Raw genomic sequence first — 13,541 nt, 5'->3', positions numbered from 1 at the left:
CGGATTTTTTAGTTGAAACAAGGTTAGCTATGTCATTTTTGGTGTACTAAAATGGTTGAATGATGGACAGTATAGCTTAAAGAGGGGTGCATCTGTCTTAAATCATGCCGTCTTTGAAAGCTAAAGGATAATTGATCATATCGAAAGGTCAGATGTCAATGGAATGATTCAACTATTGATTGAATCAACTCTCTGTTTGGGTTATTGAAGGACATGCCCAGCTTCACCATACTTGAATTAGCAAAGGAAGATGGAGGAGTGAAAATGAAAAAGTATAAAATGGAATCGTTGTGGCTGTTGTCGCTTATGGTTATTTTGGGTGGTCTTTCGAGTATTGCCCTTGGTTCGATGGCATTTTTATCGAAGGTATTAATTGACTATGACTTTGAACGTGGTATCAGTCGCGTTGTTCTGATCGTTGTCTTTTATCTGGTCTCAAGTAGTTTAAATTTACTATTTGAATATGCCAGTCAGAGAATGTCATGGAAGTTCAGAAAAAAACTTACGCTTTCATTGAAAAAAGATCTTTTCAAGGCAATATTCAGCTGGTCATATGAGCGATTTAGCGGTGAGGAGATCGGTACCTATCTTTCTGTCTTTTCTAATGATCTGGAGTCTGCTAAAAACTACATTGAGCAGCATGCCGAGGTGGTGAAGTATCTGATTCAACTGATTGTCTTTACCACATTCTTAGTAAAACTTGACTTTAGGATAGCGATTGTAATCGCCTTATTTTCATCTCTTGCAGCATTTCTGCCATCCATCACTAATCCGAAATTGTCTCGGTATAAAAAGAATCATCTAAAGAGTCAAGCGAGCTATAGCAACGTGCTAAAGGATTTGCTTTCCGGGTTCAAACTGATTTCTGTCTCTCCGAAAGATAAATTTGATAAGGTTCATTATGAAGAGGCTGACTGCTGTGAAAAGAGTCTTATGAAATTTTCGATATTCAAGTCATTCTCTTTGATGGTCAATGCCGGATTTATGTATCTGCTGAACTGTACAGCCTTTGCCATGATCGCTTTGTTGCTTTATAAAAAGCAAATCACACTGGGATCTGCGACGGCAACGCTGTATTTTATGGAGAATTATGTGTTTTACATTCGTTATCTTCTTGAAGGTTACAATAATTTAAAAGCGTCGAAGGCGGGAGCGGATAGGTTGCTCTACTACTTGGAACAAGATGACACACACAAAAAAGAAGATGCTTTTGAAAGCTGCATTGAACTTGAAGCGGTTGAGTACCATGTCGAGGACTTCCGTTTATCTGAGTTGAATCTTGTATTTGAAAAAAACAAGAAGTATGCGATTATCGGTGAAAGCGGATCAGGTAAATCGACATTGCTGAATCTGATTGCGGGACATCTGCAACCTTCAAGCGGACAGATTAGAATAGATCAAGAAAGTTTGAGGTGGCAAAGGCCTAACGTTCCACTTCTGAAAGTAGATCAATTTGAACATGTGTTCAGTTGCGGTTTCTTTGATAATGTGACCCTGTTTGACACATACGATAAAGACGATTTAGTGGGAATTTTGGATACACTTTGCATGGACAAGCTGAAGCGACTTGTCAGTCAGGAGAATGTCAGTGGAGCAAGCGGAGGTGAAAGGCAGTTAATCGCACTAGTCAGAGCGATGCTTATTGACGCTAGGGTTCTACTGCTGGATGAGCCTTTTGCATCGCTTGACATACATCATGCATCAAAAATGAGAGCATGGTTAAGGTGTCAGAATAAGACCGTCATCACTGTCACGCACGATTTAACCTATGATAACTTGAGCGACTATGATGAGATCATTATGATGAAATCCGGTAAGGTTGAATTCACACTAAAAACAAATGATTATTTTGGATCGGATGAATATCTAAGCAAAAGTAAAAAGCTTGGAGGCTTGTCGGCATAATAAGGAGAATCTTGAATTGCTGATATAGGATAAGGATTTGAAAATGCCCGACCGCGACGATGCGATCGGGTATTTTCTTCGAGATGTAGACTCGGCGAGACTTAGCTGAAAATGCTTTAAAGAGTGTGTCATCTGGAAGCTGATACGATCAGAGACACAATTATAGCCTTTTATGGGATTAACTGTGTCTCTGTGGGAAGCTGATACGATTTGAGAAAGTTAGTTGATGAGGGCTTTTAAGCGTTCTATTTCTCGTTTGGGGCCGTCTATGCCTTCGCCGAAGGTGATGTTCCATTCGGTTTTCAGTACATTTATGGCGTCTTCCCATGCCCTGATCGCCTGGTGGTAGTCGCCTTTTATTTCGTAGATGTGCGACATGCACTCATGGGCGTCGATGTATCTTGGTTTTGGCTGGACCTCGAGGACTTTCAGGTTGTCCTTGACGGCTTGGTCGTAGTTGGTCACGCGTGCGTGTTCATCTGCTCTTGTCGCCCAAACCATCCAGTTGTCGGGATCTGTTTCGACCATCTTGTCGAAGTATTCGAATGCCTTTTGATGGTCACCGGCAGCCTTCGCTATCCTGCCTTCGTACCATAGGACCCTGAAGTCGTCTTCTACCTGCTTGAGTTTTTTGAGCGTCTCTTTGGCTTCTTCGAGTCTGCCGTCTTCTATGAGGTGGTCGAGCAGATACATGTGGCCCCTTTGGACGGTGGGATTGTTTTGCGTGAACTCCTTGTAGTAGTCGATCAGTTTTGTGTGGTTCGAGTAGTTCCAGTCGCAGATTTTTCCTCGCATGGATTCGATCAGCGCACTGTGGCTGTGCTTGTGCACCGGGTCGATTTCGAGCGCCTTTTTGATGTAGCCTGTAGCCATTTCGTAGTCGCTTTTTGCAAGGTGTGTGTGCAGTACGCCTAATAGGTAGTAGGCTTTTGCGTTCTTTTCAGGGTTGTTTAAGAGCTCATTCAACTGAGCGCTTGCGTAGGTTTCATCCTGCAGTGTCAGGTGCCTTTCGTTTTCGAGCATTCTTTCAATGCGTTCCAGATGGGCGTCATCGCTTAGTGTGAACAGGTCGTCTATGGTGATTCCAAAGTAGGTCGAAAGTAAAGGCAGCAGGGAGATGTCTGGCGATGTTGCGCCTTGCTCCCATTTTGATACGGCTTGAAAGCTGACGTTGAGGTGTTCTGCGAGCTTTTCTTGTGTGATGCCTGCGCTTGTTCTGAGTTTTCTAATTTTTTTACCTATTTCCATGTCATGTCTCCTAATTGTTTGAGTGGGTGTGTTTCATTTGCTTAACCGGTTGACTCAAGTATAGGTTTTGGCTTTATATCTTACAATAACTTACTATTTGAGTCGATTCAACCGCGGGTTGAGTCTGATATGACATTTTATTTTTAGAAGGAGGAGTATAGGTTTCGATTATCTGATATAGTGATAGCATGCATGAAGTCAAACGTAAGGAAGATGAGATGAAAACCTTTAAACGGATCTATATAGAAATTACCAACAGCTGCAACCTAAAGTGTAGCTTCTGCCCTCCCTCTAAAAGGGAGAGCAAGAGGATGAGCCTGGCTGAGTTTGAGGCGGTGCTAAAGAAAATCGACGGGCACGGAGACTTCATCTACCTGCATATAAAAGGCGAACCGCTGATGCACCCCGAGTTCGACCAAGTCTTAGAGCTTTGCGCCGCCTACGGCAAGAAGGTGAACTTAACGACAAATGGAACGCTGCTGGATGTGCGCGCGCAGAGTATCTTGAAGAACAAGGCCGTCAGGCAGGTCAGCGTCTCGCTACAGAGTTTTGAAGTGATGGAGAACGAAAGAGCCTATGAGATGTATGTGAGAAAAGTGCTCGATTTTGTTGCCAGAGGGATTGTGGAGTCGGGGATTATTTTTGAACTCAGGTTATGGAACTTCGAGGATGAAAAGCTCCTAGTCGATGAAGTGAAGCAGAAGACGCTTATGATGATCGAGGAGCGGCTTGGGCTCGATGAGAAGGTGACATTGTCCGCGCCAAAGGGCAAAGGGATCAAACTCTTGCCGAAGGTGTATCTGAGCAAGGGGTATGAGTTCAAATGGCCTGACTTGTCGGTGGATGTGATTGCTACAAGGGGAACGTGTTACGGTCTCAGACAGCAGGTGGGGATACTCTCAAACGGCGATGTCGTGCCCTGCTGCTTGGACGCGGAAGGAAGCGTGGTGCTTGGCAATGTCTTTGAGACCGATTTTGAAGGAATTGTAAGTTCAAAAAGAGCCCTTGAGATGATCACCGGATTTGAAAACAATCACCTGGTGGAGGAGCTTTGCATGAGGTGCGGTTATAGGGAACGATTCAATCTTAACAACTAGATGATGGGTGCAAGATAATGTGCGTCCATGGAGAGCGATGGAGTATTCAATTAAGAACCACGAAGTGAATTCACTGACTGCGAATATTACTGTGCCGTGGTGGAGTTTTGGCAAAACAGTGCTGGCAACAGCGATTCTCGTACTGGTCGAACAAGGGAAACTGGATTTGGAGACCAACTACTACGGATTAAGAGCGACGTTGAAGGAGCTGTTACAGCACCGGTCGGGGCTCAAGGACTATGGTGACTTTGAATCCTACCAGCTAGACGTTAAAAACAAGGCGTTGCCATGGACCTTTGAAGAAATGCTGCTGAGGACAAACTCGGATGAGCTGCTATTTGAACCTGGAACGGAGTGGAAGTACTCGAATATAGGGTACGGCTACATCAGGAATCTGATTGTCGAAACGACTAAGATGGACCTTGAGGGCGCGTTAAAGAGCCTGATCTTTGATAAGTTGAAGTTGACGGATGTGAAGGTGGCGGTCACTTCGAACGATTTGAAGTACTGCGCGTACGTGGTGAAGAACTATGATCCTGGGTGGGTATATCACGGTATGATCACAGGATCTTTGAAAAGCGCAGCCGTTTTTTTTGACCGTCTGATGACAGGTGAGATCCTATCCATGGAAAGTATAGATCTGATGTTTACTCCACACCTGCTGATCATTGATTCTGATGACAGGCCGTGGAAGGTTCCTGCCTATGGACTTGGAATGATGATGGATATGCAGGAAGGAAATCTTCATTGTATGGGACATACCGGCATTGGCCCTGGGAGTGCGATCGCTGTGTATCATTTTCCTCATGGAAAGGTACCGATCACTGTCGCGATTTCTAAAAACGTGACAGAAGAGGGGCCTATCGAGCATGATGTGGTGAACAACGCGAAGTACAATCAATAAACCTTTATGTTATAATGGTAAAAAGTAAATTAAAGGTGGTTATATCATGAAAAAGGATAATATCTATCGCGAAGCCCGCGAAAAGTATAATGAGGAAAATGAAGTCCCCCTCAACAGGGAAGAGGCCGCAGACCGCTTGCATGTGAGTGTGGCGACGCTTGGCAGGTATGAGACAGGTGAAAGTGAGCCGGGACCCGAGGTCGTGTATGCCATGAGCAAGGTCTACATGAATCCCGCGCTACGAAGAAAGTACTGTTCGGAGTGCTGCCTGATCGGTCAGGAGGATCATCCCTACAGCGTACCGAAAACGCTCTTCGAATCGGGATATGGACTGATCAACGCCAACAAGGTGCTCGACATGTTCAAGGATGAACTGTTTGAAATCTTATCGGACGGCAAGGTGGACGAGTTTGAAATCATCAAGCTAAGGGAAATGATTCCTCAGATTAAAAATGTGCAAAAGCTTTTGAGCGATATTGAAATCGAGATAGAAAAGCATTCCCTTATGCACCATATTGTCGATTGACTCATGACTACAAATTTTTTAATGCTATATTTTACAGCACAGCTTATCAAAGATGAGCGATTGTGCTGTGAAATATAGCATTTTTGCTTTTGATGGATCAAGGATTAAGACTCATAATTAAAGTAGAAGGGCGGGTCATGGATTCGCATGATATAGAGAGGGAGGAATACAATGAAACATACTTTGATAGGTGCGGTGGCCGGTGGGCTTGCAACCGCACTGATTGCGATACTGGTCTTACCGGTAATCAGCTTTAATTTTTTAGGTGTCATCTTCTTGCTAGGAGTGTTCTCTGTGGTGGCGATCACTGCGGGGTTCATCGGTCAGGATGTGAAAGCGGTGAATCTGACACACGCGAAGATCTTTGGAGTGATCCTTGCGGCATCGCTCGGTTATTTTGTGATCGGAACGATCGGGTCATCGGCGATCTTCAATGCGTCGACAAAACAGCAGATGCTTGATGTGAAGGAACTTGTTTTTGATGAATCGGTGCCCAATGTCGATATGGAGAACCTGATTATCTGGGATGAGTCGGATGCGATCAGATTCGGTGAAAAACTGATTACTGAAAAAGACGCGTCACTGGGTTCCATGTATTACATTTCAGAGGAATACGGTACCCTTTCTGTGGTGGACGGCAAGCCCAACTGGCTGTTTCCACTTGAACATTCCGGGTTTTTCAAGTATTTGTCCAATAAAACGATACCTGGATACATCAAGGTGAACGCCACAACAGGTGATGCGGAGTTTGTCGATCTGGAGTATAGTGTCGCTCCATCTGCTGCATTTGGTGACGACTTAAAGCGAGTGGTCTATTCGAAATACAAGACCGTGGGGCTCACAGACTTCTCTTTTGAAGAGGATGACAAGGGACATCCTCAGTGGGTGATCACGGCCTATACGCACAAGACCTGGCTTACTACCAGTGATGTGCTTGGGGTTGTCATTGTGGATCCTGTGACAAAAGACGCGGCTTTTTATGATAAGGGAGAACAGCCGGAGTGGGTGGACAGGGTCTCTTCGATGGACATTTTCTCTGAACAGCTCGATGACTGGGGCGCATATGTGAACGGATGGTGGAATCCATCGGATGCGGGCAAGCTGCAGAATACAAACGGCATCGGCTATGTCTTTAAGGAAGGGAACCTTTATTTCTACACAGGTATCACGTCTTACGGCGGAGACGAGGCGACCACGGGATTCATGATTTACAATCCCAGGACCTGTTCGGCGCAGTACAACAGGATGTCGGGATCGACAGAGCAAAAGGCGATGGGACTTATGGAAGAACTTGTGCAGAACGCAGGCTATACGGCCAAGTATCCGTATCTGATCAACATCAATGGAGAGGCGACCTATCTTTCCACTTTAAAAGGAAACAGCGGCAATGTGGTGGGATATGCGCTATCTTCAGTCAAGAACTACCGCGCGGTCGCATGGGGCAAGACCTTAAGGGAGGCACAGACCCAGTACAACCGTATCCTCATCTCAGAGGGGGCATCGACGAATGCGTTAAGCGATCAGTTTGATTCTTTAGAAGAGGTGAAGGGAACGGTATCCAGGGTGGGTGCTTATAAAGACGGCTATTATCTGCTAAAGATCGAGTCGAACGAGACGCTGTACATGGTTTCAGCAGACCAGTATCCTAGAATCGCCCTTACAGAAAAGGGGGACCAAGTGGTCGTCTCCTTTCTTAAGACTGATGAAACGGTTAAAATCGACGCTATCGACTTTAAGAACACTTCTATAAAATAATTTGGAGGACAAATGAGTTCAAGACCAAAAATACTGAAAATCATCAAGAACTGTATTGTCATGACGCCTGCCTTTTTCATAGCGGTTGCTCTGATGATAAAGGTGGTGCTACTTTTTTTCTCCAAAGGGGATCAGGACATGACGATTATCCTGATGGTGCTGATCTTTTCGATGATGGTGATCATCATAAAAGTGGCAAGCGTCTATCATCACCTATCAAATGGCAGGAGAGTATGCGCGGAAATCGATGGGCTAGAGGGGCTTGGCGGGTTTAGACGTGTGGTTTACAGGTATCGTATTAACGATGTCATCTATAGTGACCACGATCTTATTCCTTGCTCAAAAACGCTGAAATCCATCAACTATCCTGTCACCATGATTGTCTGTAAAAAGAATCCGCAGAAGGCTTTGGTTGAAGCGATGTTCTTTTAAATAGGATCGAAAATCAAGCAAATCAAAACGCGTAGGGCAACGCTTCTAAAAGAACTAGATTTAATTAACATAATGAACAATAAGACCAAAATTCGAGTACGGGCTAAAATCGTTAATTAGTTAACTTAGAATGGAATAATCTATGCTATACTCATGTTGAATGGCGCTTCGGTGCTAAAAAAAATTATTCCATTATGAGGAGGACAAATTAATGAAAAAGACATTAATTATTATTTTGGCGATTGCGATGATGGCGTTTGCTTTCACTGGATGTGCTAAAACAGAAGAACCAGCAGCTACAGAAACACCAGCTACAGAAACACCAGCTACAGAAACACCAGCTGAAGAAGTTGACGTTGTAACTACCGCATCTATCGTCGACAACGGTGAGGCACTTGTTAAAGCCCTTTCTGCTGAAGGTGCTTGGATTGCGGCTACACTTAAGGATATCGAATTAAGTGAAGATCTTGTAATCGACGGTGAGTTGATGAAAGGTGATGCGGTTGCTAGAAAACTTGCTCTTTACACGCAAGACGAAAATCGCAATATCACTGCTCAGTTCACGTTAACTGCTCCAAAAATGATCGTAAAAAGCCCTATGTTCAAACTTACTGGCGGAACTTTCAAAGGTGATGTTTACGTAGAAGCAGAAGGATTTATTTTAGATAAATCCGCTACTATCGATGGTAACCTTTACTTCGCATCTCAAAAAAACCTTGATACTTTCACGATGACTGATTCTGCTGTAGTGACTGGCATGATTCAAGTTGACGGTGTTGACGTTGTTACAACAGCTTCACTTGTTATTGATGCTAACGATCTAGTAAAAGGATTAAGCGCAGAAGGTACTTGGATTGTCGCTGCATACAACAACATGGTTCTTTCACAAGAAATCATCGTTGACGGCGAGTTCATCAGCAAAGAGAAAATTGCTAGAAAATTAGCGCTTTACACTCAAGATGAAGAACGCAACATCATTTCTCAATTCACGCTTAAAGCACCAAAAATGACGGTTAAATCTGAAAACTTCAAGATTCAAGGTGGAACATTCATCGGTGATGTCTACGTTGAAGCTAACGGTTTCCAACTTGCAAAAGCAACAACTTTAAAAGGCAATATCTTCTTCGCTAAGCAAGAGTACATGGATTCATTCATCATGGATGAATCAGCGGTTCTTGAAGGCGAAAAGTCAGTACAATAGTTTATTCAAGAAAAAGCTCTCACATTGATGTGGGAGCTTTTTTTATATCATGAATTTTTTTGCGATTTGCTAAATAATAAAGTCAATTACAAAATGAACAAAACGAACAAATCACGACTAAAGAGTGACATAAATTTATCAGAAGGTATAGTGGAAAGGTAGAGAAATCATACAGTGGAAGAGCGTAAGGGGCAAGGATGAATAAGAAGTTGTTTATTTTACTTTGTTTGTTAATTGTTGTAATTAGTGGCTGTTCATTAAAAGACTCAGGCAGCAAACCTGCAACAGATAAGGAAACAGCAGATTCTGAAATTAGCGAGACACAATTTGTACTCGGCACGATAGCGACGATACAGATTAGAGATCATGGAACAAATGACTTGATGAAGGCGTGTTTTGAGCGCTTGGTCGAAGTGGAAAACCTGATGTCCACGTCGATAGAAGGTAGCGATATTTGGAACGTCAACCACAATGGTCAGGTGAAAACGACAGTTTCTGAGAAGACCGCTTTCGTCATTGAAAAGGGAATTGCTTTCGGGGCGGTTTCTGAAGGTAGGTTTGACATCAGCATAGGTCCGCTTGTCGACTTGTGGAAGATAGGAACGCCAGAAGCAAGGATACCAGAGCCCGAGGAAATCACAGAGGTGATGAAAAGGATAGACTATAAAAAGATTATGCTTGACGGCACGAATGTCAGCATCATGGAGGGAATGTCAATCGATCTTGGCGGTATCGCAAAAGGTTACGCGGCCGATCAGGTGGCACAGCTCTTGGTTGACAGTGGTGTGAAAAGCGCAATCATCAACTTAGGCGGGAACATCAAAGTAATCGGATCAAAAGAGGGAGGCCTACCCTTTAAAGTAGGCGTTCAAAATCCTTTTGATGGCAGAAATAGTTACTTGGGTATTATTAGCACTAGGGACATGTCGGTGGTATCCAGCGGAGACTATGAGCGGTATTTTGAAGAGAACGGCAAAAGGTATCATCATATCTTCGATAAGCAGACAGGATATCCTGTCGATACACAAATAGCGTCTGTAAGCGTTGTGACACCTGATGGAATCAAGGCGGACGCCTTGTCGACCGTATTCTTCTCGATTGGGGTCGACAAGGGATTTGAACTCGCACGTGAGCTTGGCGATATAAGCCTTGTGTATGTGATGAAAGACAAAACAGTGTTTTTATCAAAAGAGCTTCAAGAGACTTTTGAATTAAAGGATAATACGTTTAATGTTATGGTAAAATAATGGGAGGAGAGTATGATGAATAAAGAGACGCACATAGTTGTTCTCGGCGGGGGCTACGGCGGAATTTTGACCGCGAAGAAGCTCGCTAGAAAGTATCACAAGCATAAAGAGGTCAAGATCACACTGATTGATAGAAAACCCTATCATACCATGCTGACAGAGCTTCATGAGGTTGCGGCAGGCCGTGTACCTGTAGATGCCATCAGAATCAATTACGACAAGGTGTTCGCAGGTCGGGCGGTTAAAGTGGTGCTTGATGATATTCACAATATCGACTTTGACAACAAGGTGCTTGAAGGAATTGTCACTTGCTACGATTATGATTATTTGGTTTTAGGTACAGGTTCAAAGCCGACCTACTATGGTACTACTGGTGCCGCAGAACATTCGTTCTCACTTTGGTCGTATGAGGATGCGGTTAAAATCAAACACCATATCCTAGAAGTGTTCGGTAAGGCGTCTTATGAGCTTGATCCTGAAAAACGCAGACACTTGTTGACCTTTGTTGTCATCGGTTGCGGCTTTACAGGTATCGAGATGATCGGTGAGCTTGCCGAATGGCGGGATAAACTGTGCAAAACCTTTAATATACCAGAAGAAGAAGTTAGAATGATTGTAGCGGACATGCTACCTAAAGTGCTTCCGAACTTCGATGATAGACTGATCAGGAAGACCATGAAACGCCTTCAAAAAATGAAGGTGGAAGTGCTTCTTAACTCTCCGATAAACAATGTACAAGAAGACTTTATCGAGATCGGCGGAGCTGGTAAGATTGAAACCTATACGGTCATCTGGGCTGCAGGTGTCGAAGGTTCTGACATCATGGCCGCCATCGACGGAGAAAAGATAGAAAAACTGGCGCGTAACCGCGTGCAGACAGATATGTACTTAAGAGCAAAAGGTTATGACAACGTGTTTGTCGTCGGGGACAACATCTTCTATATTCCTGAAGGTGAAGAAAGACCTGTTCCGCAAATGGTTGAAAATGCCGAGCATTCAGCTACGACTGTCGCTAAAAACGTGGTCGCCACACTTAGTGGAAAAAAACTTCATGCGTACAAACCCGAGTTCCACGGAGCAATGGTCTGTATCGGTGGTAAATATGGTGTCGCTCAGGTAGGCAACAACAAGCGTCAGTTTGTCTTATCAGGATTTTTCGCGATGCTTACCAAGCATTTGATCAACTTCATCTACTTCTTGCAGATCGCTGGATTCAATAAACTTTGGACCTACTGGATGCATGAGTTCTTCCATGTGGAAGACCGAAGAAGTTTCTTTGGCGGCTATTTTGCCAAGCGTTCTCCAAACTTCTGGCTTGTGCCTCTTAGAATGTTTTTAGGGGTGATGTGGTTCCTAGAAGGATGGCATAAGATCGATAGGGTTCTGAAGGATCCGAATGATATTTTCCTTCTTGTTTCAAAACTTCCTGTCGCTGCGGCGTCTGAGGAAGCGACTGAGGCTGCGGGTGCCGCTGCCGAATGGGGTCAGGCACTTCCTGTTCCTGAGTTCATTTCGAACATCGTCGATTGGTCGATGGACCTTGTCTTCTATACGGCAGACGGCGCGTTTACCTTTATGGCGACTATCTTCCAGACCGGTATGGTCTTTGCAGAGCTTGCTGTGGGTCTATGCCTACTTGGCGGACTTTTCTCGGCTCCTGCTGCGATAGCATCGATCATCATGGGTATGATGATTTGGGCGTCTGGAATGGCTCCTCCTGAAATGCTTTGGTATATCTTTGCAGGTGTCGCAATGATCGGCGGTAGCGGATCGACATTCGGTATGGATTACTATGTATTGCCGTTTCTTAAGAAGCATTGGAAGAAGCTCAACTTTGTTAAAAAATGGTATTTATATACTGATTGATGAAAGGTTGGTTTTATGGCTAACTGGTTTGAGGATGAAAAACTTGAAAGCCAATTGAATATTGTAAAAAACAAGATGCAAAATGATTTGAAGTCGGGCAATGCCTATTTGAACGAGTCTTTGGATTATTTGATGATGAGCGGGGGCAAAATGTTGCGCCCTGCTTTCTTGTTGATAGGTAGTCGATTTGGCAAGAGTTATAAGAAAAAAGAGAACGAGCTGATTAAGCTCGCTACTGCGATTGAGACACTCCACATCGCGACGCTGCTTCATGATGATGTGATCGATGAGGCGACGCTTAGAAGGGGTCAGGCATCCATTCAGTCGAAATATTCCAAGGAGTATGCGATCTATATGGGGGATTATCTGCTGAGTCGATGTTTTTTGCTGTTGACTGAACTTCAAGTTCCTAAGGAACTTGCTGTACGGCTTGCCCGTGTGGTCAGCAAAATATGCCTAGGTGAAATCAGACAGCACACAAACCGTTATAATCTTGAGGTTACTCCAATGGATTACATCCGGATCGTTTCGGGTAAGACGGCAGCCCTGTTCGCTATCGGTCTGAGTGCAGGCGGATACATGACAAAGGCTAGTGAAGATGTGATCAAGAAACTGGCTCATGCGGGCTATGAGCTTGGAATGGCGTTTCAGATGATCGATGATCTGCTCGATTATTCGGGTAGTGAAAACGAAGTCGGCAAGGACCTTAGGATGGACCTGCTTAACGGGTATTACAACATGCCGGTTATCTTCGCACTTAAGGATGAGTCCGTCTACCGCGATGAGATAAGGGACTTACTGTCACAAGGACTTGAATCACATCAGGTGGAACATGTGCTTGACCTGATACGTAAGGCAGGTGCTATTGATAAGACAAAATCCCTTGCGCTTAAGTATCATAGACGTGCAGTGAGTTTGATCGAGTCGCTTCCTGATAACGAAGGAAGAACGATTCTGCTAAAACTTGTCCCCAAACTGCTGGAACGTATCTACTAAGGTGATCTCGTATGAAAAAGTTTAATTTGTTTTCCATAATACTTGTTCTTTTGTTAATGTTCAGCGGCTGTGACAAAGGTGAACCCCTCTATTTGGCAGGTACTTATCTCGGCCAATCGGAGGGGTATTATTCTAAGGTCACGGTTAGCGTCGTGGTGGACGACTATCAGATTATGGATATTGAGATAGTGAGCCACGAGGAACCTGAAATACTATCAAAAATAGTCTTTAAGGAATTGCCACCAAGAATCATCAAGAAGAACAGCACAGAGGTGGATGTGATCAGTGGTGCTACATATACAAGTCTGAGTCTGCTCGATGCGGTTGAAAAAGCGCTGACCAGTGCGAGACAGTAGGTGATGGT

The 13,541-nt window shown here is 44.1% G+C and carries 12 protein-coding genes; 11 read left to right on the top strand and 1 reads right to left on the bottom strand.

Annotated elements, in window-relative coordinates:
- The first annotated feature begins 264 nt into the window (after positions 1-264).
- On the top strand, positions 265-1,905 hold the full coding sequence (locus DWB64_RS06615; RefSeq protein ID WP_164980278.1) for an ABC transporter ATP-binding protein: 1,641 nt from the start codon (positions 265-267) through the stop codon (positions 1,903-1,905).
- 219 nt (positions 1,906-2,124) lie between these two features.
- Here DWB64_RS06615 and DWB64_RS06610 read toward each other — a convergent pair whose 3' ends face one another.
- A complete protein-coding gene (locus tag DWB64_RS06610; protein ID WP_129487423.1) occupies positions 2,125-3,153 on the bottom strand; it encodes a helix-turn-helix domain-containing protein in 1,029 nt (342 codons plus the stop codon).
- A gap of 218 nt (positions 3,154-3,371) precedes the next feature.
- Here DWB64_RS06610 and DWB64_RS06605 point away from each other — a divergent pair, with 218 nt between their 5' ends.
- The 10 genes from DWB64_RS06605 to DWB64_RS06560 all read left to right on the top strand — a co-directional run bounded on the left by DWB64_RS06605 (position 3,372) and on the right by DWB64_RS06560 (position 13,533).
- Complete coding sequence (locus DWB64_RS06605) at positions 3,372-4,250, top strand: radical SAM/SPASM domain-containing protein (RefSeq protein WP_164980277.1); 879 nt, start codon at positions 3,372-3,374, stop codon at positions 4,248-4,250.
- A 37-nt stretch (positions 4,251-4,287) separates the two neighbouring features.
- Positions 4,288-5,154 (top strand): serine hydrolase, encoded by an 867-nt coding sequence (locus tag DWB64_RS06600; protein WP_129487421.1) that lies wholly within the window; start codon positions 4,288-4,290, stop codon positions 5,152-5,154.
- A 46-nt stretch (positions 5,155-5,200) separates the two neighbouring features.
- Positions 5,201-5,680, top strand: a complete 480-nt coding sequence (locus DWB64_RS06595) for a helix-turn-helix transcriptional regulator (RefSeq protein ID WP_129487420.1) — start codon at positions 5,201-5,203, stop codon at positions 5,678-5,680.
- Positions 5,681-5,851: 171 nt separating this feature from the next.
- Positions 5,852-7,435: a hypothetical protein gene (locus tag DWB64_RS06590; protein WP_129487419.1), complete on the top strand. Its 1,584-nt coding sequence runs from the start codon at positions 5,852-5,854 to the stop codon at positions 7,433-7,435.
- A gap of 12 nt (positions 7,436-7,447) precedes the next feature.
- On the top strand, positions 7,448-7,867 hold the full coding sequence (locus DWB64_RS06585) for a hypothetical protein (protein ID WP_129487418.1): 420 nt from the start codon (positions 7,448-7,450) through the stop codon (positions 7,865-7,867).
- 211 nt (positions 7,868-8,078) lie between these two features.
- A complete protein-coding gene (locus DWB64_RS06580; RefSeq protein WP_129487417.1) occupies positions 8,079-9,068 on the top strand; it encodes a polymer-forming cytoskeletal protein in 990 nt (329 codons plus the stop codon).
- Between the two features lie 197 nt (positions 9,069-9,265).
- A complete protein-coding gene (locus DWB64_RS06575; protein WP_129487416.1) occupies positions 9,266-10,315 on the top strand; it encodes an FAD:protein FMN transferase in 1,050 nt (349 codons plus the stop codon).
- Between the two features lie 12 nt (positions 10,316-10,327).
- Positions 10,328-12,181, top strand: a complete 1,854-nt coding sequence (locus DWB64_RS06570) for an NAD(P)/FAD-dependent oxidoreductase (protein ID WP_206736652.1) — start codon at positions 10,328-10,330, stop codon at positions 12,179-12,181.
- Between the two features lie 15 nt (positions 12,182-12,196).
- Positions 12,197-13,177, top strand: coding sequence for a polyprenyl synthetase family protein (locus DWB64_RS06565; protein WP_129487415.1), 981 nt, complete (start codon positions 12,197-12,199; stop codon positions 13,175-13,177).
- An 11-nt stretch (positions 13,178-13,188) separates the two neighbouring features.
- Entirely contained in the window at positions 13,189-13,533 is a 345-nt protein-coding gene (locus DWB64_RS06560) for an FMN-binding protein (protein WP_129487414.1), read from the top strand.
- Positions 13,534-13,541: the final 8 nt, after the last annotated feature.

Source organism: Fusibacter sp. A1 (genome assembly GCF_004125825.1).
In the GTDB taxonomy this organism is placed as follows: Bacteria; Bacillota; Clostridia; order Peptostreptococcales; family Acidaminobacteraceae; genus QQWI01.
The sequence above is the reverse complement of the archived record's forward strand: the minus strand, read 5'-3'. Positions and strand labels throughout refer to the sequence as shown.